Here is a 20746-nt window from a genome sequence, read left to right on the forward strand (position 1 = left end):
TTTCATGTCACAGTCAACGCCCGACGGCGGCCCGCACCAGGCCGTGGTGGTCACCGGTGCCGCTGCCGGTATCGGAGCAGGTGCCGTGCGCCACCTGGTGGCGCAGGGACGGCGCGTGTATGCCATCGACCGGGATGCAGCGGGCGTGGCCGCCCTGGCCGCCGAGGCGCCCGAGCAGATCCTGCCGGTGCCCGCTGACGTGGCCGACGAGTCGGCCATGCGCGCCGCCTTCGCCACGATCGCCGACGACGCAGCGCGCCCTGGGCAGGGTGTCGGTGGACTGGTCTGTGCGGCCGGCATCCAGACCTACGGAACGGTCGACAGCACCGACATGGCCACCTACGACGCGGTGATGGGCGTCAACGTGCGGGGCGCGTTCCTTGCGGCACATTTCGCGATCCCGCTCATCCGCACGACCGGACGCGGCGGGAGCGTCGTGCTGGTCTCCTCGGTACAGGCCTATGTGGCACAGCAGGGGGTGGCCGCCTATGCCGCCACCAAGGGGGCGCTACTCTCCCTCACCCGGGCGATGGCCGTGGACCACGCAGCCGAGGGAATTCGGGTGAACGCCGTCTGCCCGGGGTCGGTCGACACCCCGATGCTGCGCTGGGCGGCCGGTCTGCACGCCGGCGATGCGGGCGGTGAGGGCAGCGCCGACCCCGCCGCGGTCGATGCCATCGTGGCCGATTGGGGCCGATCGCACCCACTGGGCCGGGTGGCCCGCACCGACGAGGTCGCGGACGTGATCGGCTATCTGCTCAGTGATCGCGCCTCCTTCGTGACCGGTGCGGATCTGAAGGTGGACGGCGGACTCACGGCGGGCAACGCCGTCGTGCTGCCCGAGGACGGGAGCGAGAAGTGAACACCAGCGGGCTGAGCATCGCCGCGATCCGGGCCACCACGGTGACCGTGCCTCTGGAGGCGCCGTTGCGGCACTCCAACGGCGCCCACTGGGGGCGGTTCGTGCGCACCATCGTGGAGGTGGAGGCCAGCAACGGGCTGATCGGGCTGGGCGAGCTCGGCGGGGGAGGGCAGAGCGCGGAGGCCGCCATCGAAGCGCTCACCCCGTACCTGGTGGGGCACGACCCGGCGAACACCGAAGCGCTGCGGTTCATGATCGCCAACCCCACCGCGAGCCTGTACAACAACCGCACCCAGCTGCTCGCCGCCGTCGAGTTCGCCTGCCTGGACCTGGTCGGCCAGCATGTAGGCCTGCCGGTGCACGCCCTGCTCGGCGGCAAGGTCCGCGACGAGGTGGAGTTCGCCTCCTACCTGTTCTACCGCTATGCCGGACCGGACGGCACGGGCGAGGTGCGCACCGCCGACCAGCTCGTGGCCGAGGCCCGCCGCCTCAAGGAGACCTACGGCTTCCGGGTACACAAGCTCAAGGCCGGGGTTTTCGCTACCGACCACGAGCTGGAGTGCTACGAGGCGCTCGCGGACGCGATGGGCCCCACGGACCGGCTGCGCTACGACCCGAACGGTGCGCTCAGCGTGGAGGAATCGATCCGGTTCGCCCGCGCGATCGAGGACCTCCCGAACGACTACCTGGAGGACCCGGTCTACTCGATGACCGGGATGCGCCGGGTGCGGGAGAACACCCCGATCCCGCTGGCCACGAACACCGTGGTGGTCAATGCCGAACAGCTCGCAGCGAACGTGCTGCACCCGGCGGCGGACGTGATCCTGCTGGACACCACGTTCTGGGGTGGGATCCGGTCGTGCATGAAGGCCGGTGCCATCTGCGAGGCGTTCTCCCTCGGTGTGGCGGTGCACTCCTCCGGGGAGCTGGGCATCCAGCTCGCCACCATGCTGCACCTGGGCGCCGCGCTGCCGAACCTGACGTTCGCAGCCGATGCGCACTACCACCACCTCACCGACGACATCGTGGAGGGCGGCCTGCGCCCGTACGTCGACGGGAAGATGACCGTGCCCACCGAACCCGGGCTCGGCGTGCGGCTGGACCGGGACAAGGTAGCTGAGTACGCCGAGCTCTATCGCGAGCTCGGCGGATACCCCTATGACCGGGACCCCGGCCGACCGGACTGGTACCCGCTGCTGCCGAACACCTCGTTCGCCGACCACACCGACGACACGCTGCCCGAACCGCTCGCGGCCGAGTACGCCCGCCGGCGGCGCTGACCGACGCGTCGGCCGATGCCGGCGTCACTGACCTGTATCACTGACCGCGAAGGAACGATCATGAGACGTAGAACCTTGGCCGCAGCAACGACAGCCGTGGCCGCGGTGATGCTGGCCGCCTGTACCCAGGGGTCGCAGACGGCGGACTCCGGGGAGAACACCCTCGACTACATCGGCGATGAAGCAGCGGTGCTTCCGCAGATCACCGCGGCGGCGGATGCCGTTGAGGAGGTGACCGAGCTGCAGTTCGAGTCCCGGACCGTGCAGTCCACCGAGAACTACCAGCAGGTGATCCGCTCGTCGTTGACCTCCGACAGCGCTCCCGACCTGCTCAAGTGGTGGAACGGCTATCGCTTGCAGGAGCTGGCCAGGAGCGATGGGCTGCTCGACATCACGGCGCAGTGGGACGAAGCGGTCGAGAACGGCTGGCTGGATGATTCCACCAGAGACGCGTTCTCTTACGACGGCAGCGTCTATGCGATGCCGTTCGACGCGAGCTACTGGGTGGTCTACTACAACAGAGGCGTCTACGACGAGCTCGGCCTCGAGGTGCCGACGACCTGGGACGAGTTCATGTCCAACGCGCAGACGATCGCCGATGCCGACATCACGCCGTTCTTCGCCACGATCGACGGCGGATGGACCTCGTTCATCTGGTACGAGGAGCTTCTCAGCAAGTCCGACCCGCAGCTGTACATGGATCTGACCAGTGGTGCGGCGAGCTACACCGACCCGGGCTCGCGCGAGGTGATGGAGCTCTGGCTCGACATGTACGACCGCGGCTTCTTCACCCCGGCGGACACTCCGTGGGCGGACGAGCCGGCGATGCTCGCCTCCGGGAACGTGGCCATGACGGTGGCCGGGGCGTGGCGGAACGGCGCCTTCATCGAGGCAGGCCTGACGGAGGACGACTATGGCGCCTTCGTCATGCCGACGGTTGATGAAGGAACGACACCGAGCGTGATCTCGGAGAGCGGCATCATTGCTGCCGCCTCGGGCGGAAGTCAGCCTGAGGACGCCGCCACCTGGCTGCTGAACCTCGTCGGTACCGATGCCCAGGAGGCGGCACTCGGTGAGTCCCAAGGGATGAGCCCGAACCCGCAGGTGAGCCCGCCCAACCCGGTGCTGCAGTCGGTCGCCGAGGACGTCGCCGCGGATGACTATCTGATCCTCACCCGGTACTGGGAGGCGAGCCCGCCGGCCATCGTCGAGGGCAACGTGCAGGATCTCGCGGCATTCATGGCCAACCCGTCGGACGGGTCGATCGACAGCACCCTGGCGTCGATGGATGAGCGCTCCGAGTCCGGCTGGGCGGAGTGGAACGAGTAAGCGTGAGTCGTGCGACGTCCACCCGCAGCCGGTCGACCGTGCCGCTCAGGGTGCAGAATGCCACCTTCCTGGGACCGGCGGTCCTCATCGTCGGTGTGCTCCTCCTTGTCCCGTTCGTCCTGACCACCTATCAGAGCCTGACGGCCGACAATGGCCTCGAACCGGCGACGTTCATCGGGTTCGACAACTACGCGGCGCTGATGCGAGATGCCGGATTCCTTCACTCGCTGCTGAACACCGTCCTGTGGACCGCAGGTGCCGTCCTGCTGCCGGCGTCGGTGGGTCTGGCGATCGCGACCTTCACGCGGCCATTGCGGTTCGGGCGGATCTTCCAGCTCGTGTTCATCGTGCCGTACGCACTCTCCGGTGTGGCGACCGGGACGATCTGGTCGTTCCTGCTCAGCACGGAGGGTTCGATCAATGCGATCCTCGGAGAGATGGGGCTCGGTGAGCTCGCCCGCGGGTGGTTGCTGACCTGGCCCACCAACACGCTCGTGATGATCGGCGTCTACGTGTGGCAGGTGTCCGGCGTGGCGGTGATCCTGTACCTCGTCGGCCTGGACTCGGTGCCGCGGGAGACCGTGGAGGCCGGTCAGCTCGACGGCGCTCGCGGGGCGTCACTGTTCTGGCACATCATCTTCCCCCAGTTGCGGGCGATCACTGTGGTGGTCGTCGGCATCTCGCTGACGAACGGCCTGCGGGTCTTCGACCTGATCTGGGTACTCACCGGCGGCGGTCCGGGCCAGGTGAGCGAGGCGCTCGCCGTCACCATGTATCGACGAACTTTCGTGCTCGGTGACTACGGCGTCGGCTCGGCGGTCGCGGTGATTCTCACCGTGATCGTGGTCATCACGTCATGGATCTACCTGCGCGCGCAGATGCCCCGGAGGCGACAGGCATGATCAGACGCACCATTCGCTACGTGCTCCTGACCGCGATCTCGGTGGTCTGGCTCGTCCCGCTCTACCTCCTCGTGGTCAATGCCATCACGCCGGTGAGCGAGTACGCCGGCACCCAGACGTGGTGGCCGAGCGGATTCGGTCTGCTGGAGAACCTCGAGATCGCCGTGGCTCAGGCCGACATCGGAACAGGTCTGCTGAACTCCACGCTCTACGCCGTTGCGGGAGGTGTGGGTGCCGTCCTGGTGGCTGCGCTGGCGTCGTTCGCCGTGGTGGTGATGCCCGTGCAGCGGCCCGCTGTGTGGTTCTGGCTGATCTATTCGGGCACGCTCCTGCCGCTGCAGATCTTCCTGCCGCCACTGTTCCGGGCGTACAACAGTCTCTCCGTGTACGACACCCAGGCGGGGATGATCGCGATCTACGCGGCGATCTGTATCCCGTTCGCCCACTTTCTGATCCGTAACTACCTCACGACCATCCCGGAGGAGATCTCCGAGGCCGCCCAGCTGGACGGCGCCGGATGGCTGCGGTTGTTCCTCCAGATTCACCTGCCACTGCTGAAGTCCATCCTCCTGGCGGCCTTCGTCTTCCAGTTCACCTGGATCTGGAACGACCTGCTGTTCGGGATCACCCTGTCCACCAGCCCGGAGATTCGCCCCGTTCAGGCGGCCCTGGCGCAGTTGACCGGCGGCATCTACAGCGTCGGCCCGCCGGTGGCGCTCGCGACGGCACTGGTCGTCTCGATCCCCACGCTGGTTCTCTTCCTGAGCGCCCAGCGGTTCTTCGCAGCCAGCCTGACGATGTCGCGATGAGGAGTGCTCGCTGATGCCCCGGTTCGACCTTCCGCTCGAGGACCTGCAGCGGTACCGCAGCCCCCGTCCGGCGCCGCCGGGGCTGGTCGAGTACTGGGAGCGCACCCTTGCCGAGGCCCGTGGTGCCGATACGGCCGGGGTGCGGTGCGTCCCCGCTGAGTCTGCGCTGGTCACGGTGGACGCCTACGACGTGACCTTCCCCGGGTTCGCGGGTGAGGAGATCAAGGCATGGTGGCTGCTGCCTACCCGCTCGGGTGGCGCCGATCGTCTACCGGTCGTCGTCGAGTTCCTCGGCTATGGCGGCGGACGCGGTCTGCCGCACGAACGCCTGCACTGGGCCAGTCACGGCTTCGCTCAGCTCGTGGTGGACAGCCGCGGCCAGGGCAGCATCTGGAACACCGGCGCCACCGATGACCCGCACGGCTCAGGGCCGGCCTCCCCGGGGATGCTCACCCGCGGGGTGGATCACCCCGACCACCTGTACTACCGCCGTCTGATCACCGACGCCGTCCGTGCGGTCGACGCCGTCGCTCACCTGCCGGGCGGGGACCGGGACCGCGTAGCGACGGTGGGGCACAGCCAGGGCGGAGCACTCGCCCTGGCGGCCGCCGCACTGCACCCGGGTGTGGCTGCGACGGCGGCCCGCGCCCCGTTCCTGTGCGGGATTGCCCGGGCGGTCGAGCTCACCGATGCTCCGCCCTACGGTGAGCTGGGCGGGTATCTGGCCGTGCACCGGACCACTGCTGAGGACGTGCTGGGCGTGCTCGATCACATCGACGTGACGCACCTGAGCTCCCGGATCACCTGTCCCACCTGGATCTCGGTGGGCCTGACCGACGTGACCTGTCCGCCGTCGGGAATCTTCGGTGCTGTCAACGCGATGGACTCGGCCACTCCGCTGGTGCGGGTGTGGCCGTGGAACGGCCACGAGGCCGGGGGAGCCGACGACGATGCGCACCTGGCCCGATGGCTCACCGAGACCCTCACCTGATTGCGAGAAGTGAATGAACCCGCTGATCCCCACCTGCACCGACCTCGCCTCGGACGAGGTGACCGACGCGTTCGACGACATGGTCAACCCGCCCGGGCTGACCAACCACTGGGCCACTGCACAGGTGGACCACGACGTGCTGGCGGTGCGCAGCCTGAACGTCCCGCCGGTCTCCCAGGGGGACTCGATCTCCGGCCAGCTCTATCTCGGTGGACGGCTGGCGCGGTCCTACGGGCAGCCGGTGCACACCCGCTGGCGCCCGGACCGGGTGGAACGCCGCACCACGATCGACGGATGGGAACTGCGCACCGAGACGGTGTGCCCGACCGGTGAGCCTGGTGTGCTCGTGCGGCTCACCATCACCAACACCCGGGGTGAGCGTCGGCTTCGTCTCGGCGCCTGGCTTACCTCCACCGTGACCCGGTCGCCCCAGGCGTGGCGGGCTGCCGAGCCGCCGCAGGCGGAGAACACCCTGACGCGCGACGCGGCTCGGGTGACCGGGACCGACGAGACTGCCTGGTCCGTACAGGAGCTTCGGCCACCGGAGGATGCCACGGTCCTCGACGGGACAGCCCGGGTGGTCGAGGCGGAAGTCTGGGTCGGCGCGGGGGAGTCGTGCACCTGGACGTACCTGCACGCCATCGCCGCGACGTCCGAGGAGGCATCGGCCGCCGCGGACCGGCTGGCAGCGGCAGCGGAGACCGCCGTGGCCACCAGCGAGGAGGCGTGGAACCGTTCGCTGGCCGCACTGTTCGATCCGGACAGCCCGGAGTTCTCCGGCAGCCTGCCGGTGCTGGACACCAGCGATGCGGACCTGCGCCGGCTCTACTGGTGGGGCGCCGTCGGGGTGCTCTGGTTCCGCCGGGACAACCCAGCCTCAGTGCTCGGGCGCACCTACGACACGTTGATGCCCCGCTACTGGCAGACCACCACCTTCATCTGGGACTACTCCCTCTCCTCCCACGTGCACGCCCAGCTCGACCCGGCCGTGATGCGCCGTCAGATCGCGCACTGGGTGGGCCTGGACATCGAGCAGCACTTCGGCACGGAGTGGCTCACCGGTGGCCCGGTCGGCTACTGGTACTCGGTGAACCACTATGCGATGACCCGCCTAGTGCGGGACTACATCGCCTTCACCGGGGACTGGGCGTTCCTCGCCGAGGAGCTCACCACGCCCGACGGCGGCACCCGTCCCCTGCGGGAGCACCTGCGCTCCTGGGCCCGGCACTGGCACACCCTCCGCTCGGGCAGCGGGCTGGCCGACTACGGCGAGATCGACAACCTGCTGGAGTGCGTCTCCTCCTACGTGCACGAGGTGGCCAGCCTGAACGCGGCGAACGTGTGGTGCCTGCGCACGGCCGCCCGGTTCGCTGAGTTGGACGGGGACACCGGCGAGGCGGCCGGGCTGCGCGCCGAGGCCGATGAGCTGGTGGCGCTCGTGCGGGACCTGTACATCCCGGGTGCGGGGCACTTCCACGCCCGGCAGCCGGACGGCACGCTGGTGCCCACGAAACACTGCTACGACTTCGCCACGGTCGGGACCACCATCGCCCAGGACCTGCCGGAGCAGGTGCGTGGCGAGATGGTGCGCTTCTTCGACACCGAGCTGCGGACGCCGTCGTGGATGCGGGCCCTGTCCGCACACGACCCCGACGCCGGGTACTCGCTGCGCGCGGACCACCAGTGGAACGGTGCCTATCCAGCATGGCCGCCGGACTCGGCGCGCGCGGCGATCGCGCTCGGGCACCCCGAGGCGGTCGCGGACTGGCTGCCTGGCCTGGCGCGCACGGCCAATCAGGGACCGCCCGGGCAGGCGCACTTCGTGGAGGAGGCGGCCGAGCCGGTGCACGGGGGTGCGCGTAAGACACCGCCTCAGTTCCCGTACCTGATCGACTGGTCCTGCTCTTCGGCCGGGTCGTTCGTGGAACTGGTGATCGGCGGGATCTTCGGTGTCGAGGTGGATGTCGACGGTGCGGTGACCGCCGACGGGTGGGTCGCTAGGCTCGACCCGGACGCAGCGCTGCGCGGCCTCCAGGTGGCCGGCAGGCGCTACGACATCGCGGGCGGTCAGGTGACCGCCCGGACCGACGATCGGAAGGACGGCCAGTGACCGAGGCATACGTGAGCGAAGTGGATCTCGGCAACGGATGGACCGGGCTGCGCCTGAGCGCGGATGAGCTCGAGGTGACGATCCTGCCGCAGCAGGGCTGCGACGTGCATTCCCTGGTGGACCTGCGCACCGGTGTGGACGTGCTCTGGAAGACGCCCTGGGCGATGCCGCCGATCGGGGCGGGGCGGTGGAACGCCGAGGACGAGGCCGAGTGGCTGGAGCGGTACTCCGGAGGCTGGCAGTTGCTGTGCCCGAACGGGGGCGACGCCAGCGAGGCACCCGGCGGCCTGACCTGGGGCTGGCACGGAGAGGCCTCGCGGGTGCCGTGGCAGCTGGCTGACTTCGGGGTCGACGACGAGGGCACGGCCTTCGCCGACCTGCGGACCCGGCTGACCAGGGCGCCCTTGCAGATCGAACGACGGGTCGCCGTCCGCGGTGGCGTGCTCAGCATTGACGAGTCGGTCACGAACACCAGCCCGGACCCGGTCGAGATCATGTGGTCGCACCACCCGGCCTTCGGCGAGCCGCTGATCGGTCCGGCCACCCGGATCTACACCAGCGCCACCACGATCACGGCCGACGCCACCGACGCCGGCGCCGACCTGGAGCCCTCGGCCACGGCCGCCTGGCCGCATCCGCAGGCTCCAGCGGGCGCCGAGCCGGCTGACTTCTCCCGCATTCCGAGCACCCCGCGGGCCACGTTGGCCTATCTCGGTGAGTTCGAGGAGTCGGGCTGGTACGCCATGGTGAACCCGGAGATCGACCTCGGGGTGGCGCTGCGCTGGGACGCCGACCTGTTCCCGCACGCCTGGTACTGGCAGGAGCTACGGGCGAGCGGCGGGGCGCCGTGGTGGGGCGAGGTGTACGTGACGGCCATCGAACCGGCGTCCACGATTCCTGGGCACGGCATCGCCCACGCGAAGGCGCAGGGGGCCAACCTGGTGAAGCTGGCGGGCGGGGAGACCCGCAGCACCCGGATCGAGGCCACCACCTTCGCGCCGACCGGTGAGGTGCGCCGGATCGGCCCGGACGGCGCCGTCGAGCAGGGCTGAGACATGGCCACCGCCCACATCTTCCACGACGGGCCCCTCACCGAGCCGCGCCTGGACCACCCCGAGGGGGTGGCCGTGCACCCGGACGGGAGCATCTGGTGCGGCGGTGAGCGTGGTCAGCTGTACCGGGTGGCACCCGACGGCGGATCGCGTGAGCAGGTGGCCAGCACCGGTGGGTTCGTGCTCGGGGTGGACATCGCCCCTTCTGGTGCCGTGTACCTGTGTGATCTTGCGCACCGAGCGTTGTACCGGTATGCGCCGTCCACGGGCCTGGAACAGCTCACCCGCGGGGGAGCTCACCCCTTCGTCACGCCGAACATGGTGCGGGTGGCGCCGTCGGGTGCGCTGTACGTCACGGACTCGAACGTGCAGGGCCAACCGGGCGGCGGGGTGTACCGGTTCGGTCCCGACGGCGCTGGTGGGCGCTGGTACGACGAGCCGCTGGACTTCGCGAACGGCGTGGCGGTGTCGGCGGACGAGACCAGCGTGTACGTGGTCGAGACGTTCGCCTCCCGGGTGGTGCGGATCCCGATCCTGCCCAACGGCGGTCCCGGCACCGCCGAGGTGGTCGCCACGATGCCAGGCGTGCTACCCGACGGCGTCACGATCGGCCCGGACGGTCTGCTGTACGTGGGCTGTTACGAGCCCTCCCAGGTGCTCCGGGTGGACCCGGGCAGCGGTGCGGTGAGCGTCGTGTTCGCCGATCCGACGGCGCACCTGCTGTGCCATCCCACCAACGTCGCCTTCCGGGGATCGGAGCTGTTCACCTCCAATTTGGGTCGCTGGCACCTCACGGTGATCGACCTCGCCGAGGAAATTGTGTGACACGAATCGTTCATATCTCGGTGATGTCACGGCGCGTGCTCGGTGCGCGCAGACCTCGTCCGAGGCGTTAGGTTAGGGCCCGTGGCAACGCGAACGGAGAACTCGACCTCCCGAATCCCGGTGTGGCGCTCGACCGTCGTCCTGAAGGCCGCGATGGCTGTCAGTGGTCTCGTGCTGGTGGGCTATTTGCTCGCGCACATGTACGGGAATCTGAAGGTCTTCGCCGGCCAGGAGGCGTTCGACGAGTATGCCCACCACCTGCGCGAGCTCGGTGAGCCCATGCTGCCCTACGCGGGTGCGCTGTGGATCATCCGCGTCGTGCTGCTGGCGGCGATCGGAGCTCACATCTACTCCGCGGTGACGCTGTGGCGCCGATCGCGCGCTGCGACCGGCGGTCAGGGTGGGAACCGGTACGCCAGCTCGAAGGCCAAGCGTGGCAGTCAGCGGAGCTACGCCTCGTTCACGATGCGCTGGGGTGGTGTGGTGATCGTGCTGTTTGTGATCTACCACCTCATGCACTTCACCTGGAACACCGTGGCACCCGGTGGCGCCTCGGACAGCCCATACGAGCGGGTGGTGAATGGCTTCGAGATCTGGTGGGTGGTGCTGAGCTACACGATCGCGCTGCTGGCCGTCGGTTTCCACCTGCGCCACGGTGTCTGGGCCTCGCTGGCCAGTCTCGGTGCCAACACGAGCCCGCGGCGTCGCCGTCAGCTCAACATCCTGGCGACCGTCGTCGCCGCGGTCATCACGGTGGGCTTCCTGCTCCCGCCGTTCGGAATCTTCTTCGGATTGGTCGGCTAAGTGAGCGTCACGTCCCAGCCCTTCTACACCGACGGCGAACCGATCGCCGACACCAAGGCACCCGAGGTGCCGATGAGCCAGAAGTGGGACCAGCGGCGCTTCGACGCCAAGCTGGTGAACCCCACGAACCGGCGCAAGCGGTCCGTGATCATCGTGGGCACCGGTCTCGCCGGTGGTGCGGCTGCCGCCACTCTGGGCGAGGCCGGCTATCACGTGAAGAACTTCTGCTATCAGGACTCCCCGCGCCGGGCGCACTCGATCGCCGCGCAGGGTGGGATCAACGCCGCGAAGAACTACCGCAACGACGGCGACAGCATCCACCGCCTTTTCTACGACACCGTCAAGGGCGGCGACTACCGCTCCCGCGAGTCGAACGTGTACCGCCTCGCGCAGACGAGCGTGGAGATCATCGACCAGTGCGTGGCCCAGGGCGTGCCCTTCGCACGGGAGTACGGCGGGCTGCTGGACAACCGGTCCTTCGGAGGCGTGCAGGTCTCCCGGACCTTCTACGCCCGCGGGCAGACCGGCCAGCAGCTGCTGATCGGTGCCTACCAGGCGTTGGAGCGCCAGATCGCCGCCGGCACCGTGGAGATGCATACTCGCCACGAGATGCTCGACGTGATCGTCATTGACGGTCGCGCTCGTGGCATCGTCGCGCGGGACATGGTCACTGGTGAGGTCGAGACCCACATGGCGGACGCCGTCGTGCTCGGAACCGGCGGCTACGGCAACGTCTTCTTCCTGTCCACGAACGCGATGGGCTGCAATGTCACCGCCTCCTGGCGGGCCCACCGTAAGGGGGCCTACTTCAGCAACCCCTGCTACACGCAGATCCACCCGACCTGCATCCCGGTCTCGGGGGACCACCAGTCCAAGCTCACCCTGATGAGCGAGTCGCTGCGGAACGACGGCCGGATCTGGGTTCCCCGGGACGGTGACGACAAGCGCGACCCCCGCCAGATCCCGGAGTCCGAGCGGGACTACTACCTGGAGCGGCGGTACCCCGCGTTCGGCAACCTCGTTCCCCGTGACGTGGCCTCCAGGGCTGCCAAGCAGGTCTGCGACGAGGGCCGCGGTGTGGGTCCGGGCGGGCGTGGTGTGTATCTCGACTTCGCGGACGCGATCGAGCGGATGGGTCGTGAGACCGTCGAGGCCAAGTACGGCAACCTGTTCGACATGTACGCCCAGATCACTGGGGAGAATCCGTACGAGACGCCGATGCGGATCTACCCGGCGGTGCACTACACGATGGGCGGGCTCTGGGTCGACTACGACCTGCAGAGCTCGGTGCCGGGGCTGTTCGTGATCGGTGAGGCGAACTTCTCTGACCACGGTGCCAATCGCCTGGGTGCGAGTGCGCTCATGCAGGGCCTCGCGGACGGCTACTTCGTGCTCCCGCCGATGCTGAGCCACTACCTCGCGGAGGCACCGTTCGGCGAGGCCGGTGCGGACCATCCAGAGGCTGTCGCCACGGCCGACGGCGTGCGCGCACGGATCGAGACGTTCCTCTCGATCGACGGATCCCGGACGGTGGATTCCTTCCACCGCGAGCTCGGCCACATCATGTGGGAGTACTGCGGGATGGAGCGCACCAAGGAAGGGTTGACGAAGGCGATCGGCCTGATCCGCGAACTGCGCGAGGAGTTCTGGCGAGATGTGAAGGTCAGTGGGGTGAACGAGGAGCTCAACCAGACCTTGGAGCGGGCGGGTCGCGTCGCGGACTTCATCGAGCTCGGTGAGTTGATGTGCATCGACGCCCTGCACCGTGAGGAGTCTTGCGGCGGTCACTTCCGTGCCGAGCACCAGACCGAGGAAGGCGAGGCGTTGCGCGACGACGAGAACTTCGCCTATGTGGCGGCCTGGGAGTTCGGTGGGGACGGCGGCAGTCCGATCCTGCACAAGGAGGACCTGGTCTACACCGAGATCGAGATGAAGCAGCGGAGCTACAAGTGAACATCACCCTTCGCATCTGGCGACAGAAGAACTCCGACGCCCCGGGCGCGATGCAGACCTATCAGGTGGCCGATGTCTCCCCGGACATGTCGTTCCTGGAGATGCTGGACGTCCTGAACGAGCAACTCACCGTGGCCGGCGATGACCCGATCGCGTTCGACAGCGACTGCCGCGAGGGAATCTGCGGCATGTGCGGGCTCGTGATCAACGGCCTCGCGCATGGACCGAACGACATGGTCACCACCTGCCAGCTGCACATGCGCAGCTTCTCCGACGGCGACGTGATCGACGTGGAGCCGTGGCGCGCGCAGCCGTTCACGGTGATCAAGGACCTCATCGTGGATCGGTCCTCCTTCGACCGGATCATCCAGGCCGGTGGCTACATCAGCGCCCCGACCGGCACCGCGCCGGACGCGCACGCCGCTCCGGTACCGAAGGCCGATGCCGATGCCGCGTTCGACGCCGCCACCTGCATCGGCTGCGGTGCCTGTGTGGCAGCGTGCCCGAACGGGTCGGCGTCGCTGTTCGTGGCGGCGAAGATCACCCACCTGGGTCTGTTGCCGCAGGGGCAGCCGGAGCGGGACTCCCGCGCTCTGGACATGCTTGCCCAGCACGACCACGAGGGCTTCGGCGGGTGCACGCAGATCGGTGAGTGCACGGCCGCCTGCCCGAAGGGGATCCAGCTCGATCTGATCTCGCGGATGAACCGGGACGTGCTCGGCGCACTCTCGCACCGCCGCTGATCAGGAGTCGCCGGCCTGCCGGCTGGTGAGGAGACGGCGGAACGAGTTCAGCCGTGCGCGGTCGGAGGTGCTGCCCTGCTCCGCCCACGGGTCGAGGGCGCAGTCGGGGGCGTCGTCGGCATGGGTGCATCCCCGAGGGCAGCCTGCTGCGACCTGTGCGAGGTCGTCGAATGCTGCGACGAACTGATCCGGATCCACGTGGGCGAGCCCGAAGGACCGCACCCCTGGAGTGTCGATGATCCACCCGCCGGCCGGCAGCGGCAGGGCGACGGCGGACGAACTGGTGTGGCGCCCCCGGCCGGTGACCTCGTTCACATCGCCGGTGGCCCGGTCAGCATCCGGGACCAGGGCGTTCACCAGGGTCGACTTGCCGACGCCGGAGTGCCCGACGAGGACGGATACGCGCCCCGTCAGGTGCTCGGCGACCGCGTCGACCCAGGCGGTGCTGTCGCGGTCGCGGCGGGTCGCCACTGACCGCACGTCCAAGGTGGCGTACCGGTCTGCGAAGTCGGCTGCGTAGGAGTCGCTGACCAGGTCGGCCTTGGTGAGCACCAGCAGCGCCTCCATTCCGGCGTCGAAGGCGGCCACGAGGAACCGGTCGACCATGCGGGGCCGTGGCTCCGGGTCCGCCAGCGCCGTGACGATCACGAGCTGATCGGCGTTCGCCACGATCCCGCGCTCGGTGGGGTCGGTATCGTCGGCGGATCGGCGCAGCAGCGTCTGCCGTTCCTGGACGCGCACCACGCGCGCCAGCGTGCCTTCGGATCCGGAGACGTCCCCGACGAGGTCGACCCGGTCGCCGACCACCACGGCACCCCTGCCCAGCTCTCGTGCCTTCACTGCGACTACCGGGACGCCTGTATCGGTGAGCACCTGGTAGCGGCCGCGGTCCACGGCGGTGACCAGTCCGGGGACGGCGTCGGCGTGCTCGGGGCGCTGCTTCGAGCGTGGCCGCGAACCGCGCCGGTTCGGGCGTACCCGGACGTCGGCCTCGGTGTATGCCTCCCGTCGGACCATCAGTGCGTGCCGCCGCCGAGCATCGAGTGCCACATGCCGGGGAGGTCGGGGAGGGTCTTGGCTGTGGTGCCCACGTTGACGACTCCCACGCCCGGTACGGCCAGGCCGATCATGGCGGCGAAGGTGGCCATCCGGTGGTCGTGGTAGGTCTCCACGTCTGCCCCGTGCAGGTCGCCCCCGCGGATCCAGACGCCGTCTTCGAGCTCTTCGGCGATCCCGCCGAGCCGGGTGATCTCGGTGACCAATGCGGCAAGCCGGTCCGTCTCGTGACCGCGTAGGTGTGCGATCCCGTGCAGGCGGGACTCGCCGGGGGCGAGGGCTGCGAGAGCAGCGACCGTCGGGGCCAGCTCACCCGCTGCGGAGAGGTCGAGGTCCACAGGTGTGATGCTGCCGGTCCCGTGAACGGTCAGGACGCCGTCGGAGAGTTCCACGGTGCCGCCGAGCCGGGTGAGGATCTCGGGCAACAGGCCACCGGGTTGCGTCGTGGTGGACGGCCAGAACGGCACGCTCACGCTCCCGCCCACGGCCAGGGCGGCACCGAGGAACGGCGCCGCGTTGGACAGGTCCGGTTCGATCAGCACGTCGCCGCCGGAGATTTCGCCAGGCTCCACTCGCCACTTGCCGGGCGCGACGTCATCGACCTCCACGCCACGCTCGCGCAGGACCGCGATCGTCATGTCGATGTGCGGCTGGCTGGGCAGCACCTCACCGACGTGGTGCAGGGTCAGCCCGGCTTCGAACCGGGGCGCGGCGAGCAGCAGGCCGGAGATGAACTGAGAGGACGTCGACGCGTCGACGTCGATCTCGCTGCCGCGGATCCCTCCGGTGCCGTGGACGGCCACGGGCAAGTACTGCGGCACCGTGTCGGGATCCTGGCGGCCGGTGCTGTCGGTGGCGGAGGGAGCCCTGCCGGACGCCGTCACCGGTACTCCGAGGGCAGCGAGGGCGCGCAGCACGGGGCCCATCGGTCGCACGCGTGCTCCGGGGTCACCGTCAAGGTGCACCGGCCCGTCGGCGAGGGCAGCGATCGGTGGCACGAACCGCATCACGGTTCCCGCGAGGCCGCAGTCGATACTCACGTCGCCACGTAGGGGACCCGGACGCACCTCGAGGGTGGCACCGTGGTCACTGCTGGAGATCTCGGTGCCGAGCGTGCGCAATGCGCCGATCATCAGATCGGCGTCGCGGGAGCGCAATGCCCCGCGGATGGTCGTGGGTTCGGCGGCGATCGCGGCCAGGGGGAGAGCTCTGTTCGTGAGGGACTTCGACCCCGGAACGATGACTGTTGCGTCAAGCGGTGCTGCGGCAGTCGGGGCTGGCCAGATGTCGGAGGTGTCGCTGAGAACGGGAGAAGTCGCCACGAGGTCAGCCTACTGGGCTGGTGGGCGGCGCCGGCTGTCGCTGGTGCGCGATAGCGGTCGACCGCGGGGCTCAATCTGGCTCCCGGACATGCCGAGGCCCCCGCTGACGGGTGGTGTCGGCGGGGTTCGGGGTGGGGTGGTCAGTCTGGTGGTGGGTCGGTGTGGCCGGGCAGGTTTGGCCGCGGTGGATCAGCGACGCACTCGCTGTGTGGCTGGTCAGGTCTGCTCTCGGGCGGACCGCTGCCACGGGGGCTGCCCCGTCCGTTTCGTGGCCTATTGCCGGCGGTGGGGATGGGGTAGGTGCCAGAAGGTGTCACCAGATAATGGACACCATCGGGTGCAGCCCAGTAATACACCCCAGGGGTGATCATCGAATACGACCACCCGGTATGGGTTTTCGCCCGGTGGTGACGTCGACACAAAGCGGCCATATTCACCGAACTCGTTCGACCACCCTGGTCGTAGGGAACACTATGATCCAGATCGGCAGAACGCGCGGAGCGATTGCAATAGGGAAACCGGCACCGCCCGTCACGAAGAATGATCCGCTCGCGCAGTGTCGGGCTGGCCTCATACGTGGTGGCATCGGTGTGCCCGGCCAGATCGATCACCGGACGCACCAGGATTCGTCCCGCAGTGGCACACCATTGACGAATCTGCTCTTTCGAGACCGGTGATTTGGTGTTTTCGCACCGGCCCACGATCCCGGACCCGAACACGTTCCCGGCGCCGTCCGCCCCTGCACCGGTGTGGTCGTTGAGGGCGTCGGCGGGCAGGTGGAGGTAGAGCATCACGGTCCGCCCCATCCCACCAGTAGCACCAGTCGCCCCCTCGATGCTGGGGCCGGTCGTGCCGGTGCCGCCGGTCGTTCCGCCAGCCGGGTCCTCACCCCCGGTCGAACCTCCGTCCGGGCCCGTCACTCCGCCGCCGTTGCCAGCAGCTCCGCTGCCGGGGGTGGTCTCGGGGATGGGCAGGGTGGTGTGTCCGCGGGCGAGGTCGCCCACGGCGATGGAGCGGCGCACATTCTCACTGGTGCCGGGCAGGAACCCTGCCAGCGCACGGGCCTGGTCGGACACCGCAGCCTCAAGATCCAACGCGTCAGCAAGGTCGAGGCCGCCCTCGACCCGCACCACCGACCCCACACCCAATCCCGATCCCGGCGCCGCGGTGGTGCCTGCCTCATCGAGACGGATATCGAAGTGGCGCCCCTCCAACGCTGCTTGTTCGTCCTTGGCGGCTTGGTCGGGGTCGAAGGTGGCCATCGCCGCACTCACGGTCCGCTCAATCTGCGCGACCGTGCAGGACCCGATCGTCCAGGCCACCTGGGCGTCCACCCAGGCGGCACCGGCGAACGGGAGCCTCTTGCTCATCCGGGTCACTGTCCGGGCCCGGTGGATGCTGACCTGCTCGGCCCGTACCCGTTCCCAGAGTTGGGGGAGCCGGTAGGCGAGCTCGACCACCACACCCACATAGGCCAGGGCTGCTTCGTTCGACTGCCCCAACGCAGTCGCCAACCGGGTGAACTCCAGGTCCGAGACCAACGGGGCACCATCCCCAGCTAGGCGCATCGGCTGCTCCGTCCCCGGCACCCCCGCATACTCGACCGGTAGTCCGGCATGCTCATCCGGAACCGGTAGGCCTTCGTGTTCGTCCGGGTCGAACATCGGCCCACCCGTCGCGGAGCCCATCGTGGCTGGGTCGATGGCTCGCTCGCCCACCCAGGCGACCACCAGCTCGGCACGCTCAACATCAACTGCCCGAGCCGTGGTGACGTTCTCCCGCAGGGCAGCCAGCACCGCATTCCCGGCCGGGGCCGAGAACACGGAACCAGTAGCTGTCGACGTCATACCCTTATTCTCCCAGCAGCCACTGACAATGGCCATGCCAAAGGCGACACCTGTGGATAAGTCCCGCTCCAACGAGAGATGGTGATAGCCCGTCCTGGAAAGCTGACACAGAATCCCTCAGCCAGCGGCTCAGGAATGCTCATCCACGCGGCAGCCAGCTCGTTCTCAACCAATGCTGAGAATGCGGAACTAGTGGCTGTCAACGTCATATTCACATACTTCCTGAGACCACCGACATCGGACCGGTCGACCAGGTCTCCGTGGACAGCCGGACGCCAGACACGGAAAGCCTGTTCGAGCGCATCGCCTGGAACCGGTCGGTCCGCACACCGCCCCCGTACCGACCCCCCGTTCTCACCCTCACCCACCTCAGGCAGGACCCGCCGCCTGGCCGGGACCGGCGGTCGCGCTGCCAGCCCGTCGCCGCTCGCGACCTCACCCGAGCACGCGCACCGTCAGACTTGCATCACGTCTAGAGTGGCCCGCGGCGAAAGGACCGTGCGTGGCCAAGCTCTACTTCCGGTACGGAGCGATGAACTCCGGAAAATCCACCAGTCTGCTGCAGGCTGCGTTCAACTACGAGGAGCGTGGGCAGCGGGTCCTGTTGGCGAAGCCTTCGGTGGACACGAAGGGTGAGGGTGAGGTCATCTCCAGACTCGGTCTTACCCGCGCTGCGGACTTCCTGGTGCCGCCGGAGGCGTCAGTCCGTGATCTCTTCACCGCGCACGCGGCAGGTCGTGAACCCGGCACACTGGATATCGACGTCCCGTCCGTGGCGTGCCTGCTGGTGGACGAGGCCCAGTTCCTGACGACTGAGCAGGTGGAGGACCTGTTCCGGATCGCCGTGATCGATGGGGTGCCCGTGCTCGCCTACGGCATCCGCACGGACTTCCGAACCCGCGCGTTCGCCGGATCCGCGCGGCTGCTGGAGCTCGCGCACTCCCTCGAAGAACTGAAGACCATCTGTCGATGTGGTCGAAAGGCGGTGCTCACGACCCGCACGGTGGGTGGGCGCGTGGTCCTGGACGGTGATCAAGTCGCCATCGATGGTCAGCGGGTTGCCTACGAGGCCAGATGCGGGACCTGCTACCTCGACGCCTCAGGGGACCGACTCGGTTGAGTGGTCTGTACTGCTGCGCGGCTCAGGACAACGTGGCTTGTGCAGTGCGCAGCCCGGACTTCAATTCGGCCTTGCCCGCCTTGATCTCCGCCTTGGCGATCCGGAGTTGATCTTCGAGATCGGATTTGACGTCGGAGAGATCGGTGCGATGTTCACGCCAGTTCTCCACCTGCCAGGCGAGCGATGGCTTCCCGCGACGGTCCTGCGCGGCGAAGATCAACCCGGCCACCAGAGCGCCGTTGCGCATGAAGCCGTTCAACTTCTCGCGGCGTTCGGCACCCTTCGCGCTCCAGAACGGGTAACGCACGACGGTCTGCTTCAGCGCCACCACGGCCAGCACACCCGCGGCCAGCCGAGGAGCCTTCCCGGAGGCGAGGAGTGCCCCGGCCGCCACGCTGGTCCCACCCATCACCCGCACCATCGTGGTGCGCTTCTTCGGTATCCCGGGCACCTTCTCGGAGACCTTGGCCAGTAGCGGCTCCCACGGTTCGAGCAGGGCAGCATGCTCGTCGGCATTCTTGATCGCATCGATACCGTCCACGACGAAGACGGAGGCGAGCAGAGGTCGGGCGATAGCGCGCACGGGATCCATGCGTCATTGCTACCGCAGATCCGGCTTGGGTGCGAGCCCATCAGTGCACCTGTGTCGTCCGGAGTGACATGCCACACTGCCGGGTGGAATGTCTGAGCGAGTGGAGGCGTTGCGCACAACGTGAGTGCAGCAACCCTTCCCGCGACCTCGAATCCCGTCCGCGGCCGCGATCGGCGGACCTCCAACACCCCGACACGCCCGCCCAGTCAGCCCTCCCGCGACCGTGCGGTGATGCGCCGCGCCGTGCGCCCACTAGGCTCACAGGTGATGACTGACTTCAACGATCGGGCACCGCAGGCCGAGAGCGTGGCCGAGCGGGAACGGCGGTTCGAGGATGACGCGATGCCGTACCTCGACCAGCTCTATGGCGCCGCCCTGCGGATGACCCGCAATCCGGCCGATGCCGAAGACCTGGTGCAGGAGACCTTCGCCAAGGCCTATGCGGCTTTCGCGCAGTACAAGCCAGGGACCAACTTGAAGGCGTGGCTGTACCGGATCCTCACCAACACGTTCATCAACACCTACCGCAAGAAGCAGCGCACGCCGCAGCAGTCGGACTCGGACCAGGTGGAGGACTGGCAGATCCACCGTGCCGCCTCGCACACGTCCACGGGGCTGCGCTCGGCAGAGACCGAGGCCCTGGATGCACTGGGCAGTTCAGAGGTCAAGGAGGCGTTGGCGGAACTGGGAGAGGACTTCCGCCTCGCGGTCTACCTCGCTGACGTGGAGGGCTTCGCATACAAGGAGATCGCCGAGATCATGGATACTCCGATCGGGACGGTGATGTCCCGGTTGCACCGTGGTCGTGCCCAGCTGCGTCAGCTGCTCGCCGAGCACGCGCGCTCGCTCGGGATCAAGGTCAGCGCCGACAAGGAAGTACGGACATGAACACCGAACGTGGGCACGAGTGCCAGTGCGAAGAGGCGCTGGAACACTTGTACGAGTATATCGACGCGGAGATGACCCAGCTGGAGTTGGACCGCTTGCGCGCCCATATCGCCGAGTGCGCTACCTGCCTCGAAGCGGTGAGCCGGGAGCGGGAAGTGCGAGTGATCCTGCGTAAGTCCTGCGTGGAGGTCGCACCGGATGAGTTGCGGATGCGGGTGCGCACGCAACTGACTCTGCTGCGGGAGAGTCGTCGCGCCTGAC

19 protein-coding genes are annotated in these 20746 nt (G+C 68.3%); 15 read left to right on the forward strand and 4 right to left on the reverse strand.

Annotation, left to right across the window (positions count from 1 at the left end):
- The first annotated feature begins 4 nt into the window (after positions 1 to 4).
- The 12 genes from BLU77_RS20795 to BLU77_RS20850 all read left to right on the forward strand — a co-directional run bounded on the left by BLU77_RS20795 (position 5) and on the right by BLU77_RS20850 (position 13660).
- The gene (locus BLU77_RS20795; protein WP_089775337.1) at positions 5 to 862 is read left to right on the forward strand and encodes an SDR family oxidoreductase; all 858 of its coding nucleotides are present in this window, start codon (positions 5 to 7) and stop codon (positions 860 to 862) included.
- On the forward strand, positions 859 to 2142 hold the full coding sequence (locus tag BLU77_RS20800; RefSeq protein WP_245708980.1) for an enolase C-terminal domain-like protein: 1284 nt from the start codon (positions 859 to 861) through the stop codon (positions 2140 to 2142). The genes BLU77_RS20795 and BLU77_RS20800 overlap by 4 nt, the downstream gene beginning before the upstream one ends.
- A gap of 60 nt (positions 2143 to 2202) precedes the next feature.
- The gene (locus BLU77_RS20805) at positions 2203 to 3471 is read left to right on the forward strand and encodes an ABC transporter substrate-binding protein (protein WP_175477271.1); all 1269 of its coding nucleotides are present in this window, start codon (positions 2203 to 2205) and stop codon (positions 3469 to 3471) included.
- A gap of 2 nt (positions 3472 to 3473) precedes the next feature.
- Positions 3474 to 4373 (forward strand): carbohydrate ABC transporter permease, encoded by a 900-nt coding sequence (locus BLU77_RS20810; protein WP_217632524.1) that lies wholly within the window; start codon positions 3474 to 3476, stop codon positions 4371 to 4373.
- Entirely contained in the window at positions 4370 to 5182 is an 813-nt protein-coding gene (locus BLU77_RS20815) for a carbohydrate ABC transporter permease (protein WP_089775340.1), read from the forward strand. The genes BLU77_RS20810 and BLU77_RS20815 overlap by 4 nt, the downstream gene beginning before the upstream one ends.
- A gap of 13 nt (positions 5183 to 5195) precedes the next feature.
- On the forward strand, positions 5196 to 6173 hold the full coding sequence (locus tag BLU77_RS20820) for an acetylxylan esterase (protein ID WP_089775342.1): 978 nt from the start codon (positions 5196 to 5198) through the stop codon (positions 6171 to 6173).
- Positions 6174 to 6186: 13 nt separating this feature from the next.
- A complete protein-coding gene (locus BLU77_RS20825; protein WP_089775344.1) occupies positions 6187 to 8283 on the forward strand; it encodes a glucosidase family protein in 2097 nt (698 codons plus the stop codon).
- On the forward strand, positions 8280 to 9335 hold the full coding sequence (locus BLU77_RS20830) for an aldose 1-epimerase (protein ID WP_089775346.1): 1056 nt from the start codon (positions 8280 to 8282) through the stop codon (positions 9333 to 9335). The genes BLU77_RS20825 and BLU77_RS20830 overlap by 4 nt, the downstream gene beginning before the upstream one ends.
- Before the next feature lie 3 nt (positions 9336 to 9338).
- The gene (locus BLU77_RS20835) at positions 9339 to 10160 is read left to right on the forward strand and encodes an SMP-30/gluconolactonase/LRE family protein (RefSeq protein WP_089775349.1); all 822 of its coding nucleotides are present in this window, start codon (positions 9339 to 9341) and stop codon (positions 10158 to 10160) included.
- A gap of 81 nt (positions 10161 to 10241) precedes the next feature.
- On the forward strand, positions 10242 to 10964 hold the full coding sequence (locus tag BLU77_RS20840) for a succinate dehydrogenase cytochrome b subunit (RefSeq protein WP_217632525.1): 723 nt from the start codon (positions 10242 to 10244) through the stop codon (positions 10962 to 10964).
- A complete protein-coding gene (locus BLU77_RS20845; protein ID WP_089775351.1) occupies positions 10965 to 12917 on the forward strand; it encodes a fumarate reductase/succinate dehydrogenase flavoprotein subunit in 1953 nt (650 codons plus the stop codon).
- The gene (locus tag BLU77_RS20850) at positions 12914 to 13660 is read left to right on the forward strand and encodes a succinate dehydrogenase/fumarate reductase iron-sulfur subunit (RefSeq protein ID WP_089775353.1); all 747 of its coding nucleotides are present in this window, start codon (positions 12914 to 12916) and stop codon (positions 13658 to 13660) included. Before BLU77_RS20845 ends, BLU77_RS20850 begins: the two co-directional genes overlap by 4 nt.
- On the opposite strand, the gene rsgA is transcribed toward BLU77_RS20850, so the two are convergent.
- From rsgA to BLU77_RS20865, 3 genes are all read right to left on the reverse strand, one after another.
- A complete protein-coding gene (gene rsgA / locus BLU77_RS20855) occupies positions 13661 to 14677 on the reverse strand; it encodes a ribosome small subunit-dependent GTPase A (RefSeq protein ID WP_089776088.1) in 1017 nt (338 codons plus the stop codon).
- Complete coding sequence (aroA, locus tag BLU77_RS20860; protein WP_089775355.1) at positions 14677 to 16038, reverse strand: 3-phosphoshikimate 1-carboxyvinyltransferase; 1362 nt, start codon at positions 16036 to 16038, stop codon at positions 14677 to 14679. Before aroA ends, rsgA begins: the two co-directional genes overlap by 1 nt.
- Before the next feature lie 140 nt (positions 16039 to 16178).
- The gene (locus BLU77_RS20865) at positions 16179 to 17885 is read right to left on the reverse strand and encodes an HNH endonuclease (protein ID WP_175477272.1); all 1707 of its coding nucleotides are present in this window, start codon (positions 17883 to 17885) and stop codon (positions 16179 to 16181) included.
- Positions 17886 to 18387: 502 nt separating this feature from the next.
- On the opposite strand from BLU77_RS20865, the gene BLU77_RS20870 reads away from it, so the two are divergent.
- Complete coding sequence (locus BLU77_RS20870; RefSeq protein ID WP_089775359.1) at positions 18388 to 19005, forward strand: thymidine kinase; 618 nt, start codon at positions 18388 to 18390, stop codon at positions 19003 to 19005.
- Positions 19006 to 19027: 22 nt separating this feature from the next.
- On the opposite strand, the gene BLU77_RS20875 is transcribed toward BLU77_RS20870, so the two are convergent.
- Entirely contained in the window at positions 19028 to 19597 is a 570-nt protein-coding gene (locus BLU77_RS20875; protein WP_089775361.1) for a DoxX family protein, read from the reverse strand.
- Positions 19598 to 19717: 120 nt separating this feature from the next.
- Between BLU77_RS20875 and BLU77_RS20880 the strand changes: the two genes are divergently transcribed.
- Complete coding sequence (locus BLU77_RS20880; RefSeq protein ID WP_425441229.1) at positions 19718 to 20485, forward strand: sigma-70 family RNA polymerase sigma factor; 768 nt, start codon at positions 19718 to 19720, stop codon at positions 20483 to 20485.
- Entirely contained in the window at positions 20482 to 20745 is a 264-nt protein-coding gene (gene rsrA / locus BLU77_RS20885) for a mycothiol system anti-sigma-R factor (protein WP_089775365.1), read from the forward strand. The genes BLU77_RS20880 and rsrA overlap by 4 nt, the downstream gene beginning before the upstream one ends.
- Position 20746 lies beyond the last annotated feature (1 nt).

This window comes from Ruania alba (genome assembly GCF_900105765.1).
In the GTDB taxonomy this organism is placed as follows: Bacteria; Actinomycetota; Actinomycetes; order Actinomycetales; family Beutenbergiaceae; genus Ruania; species Ruania alba.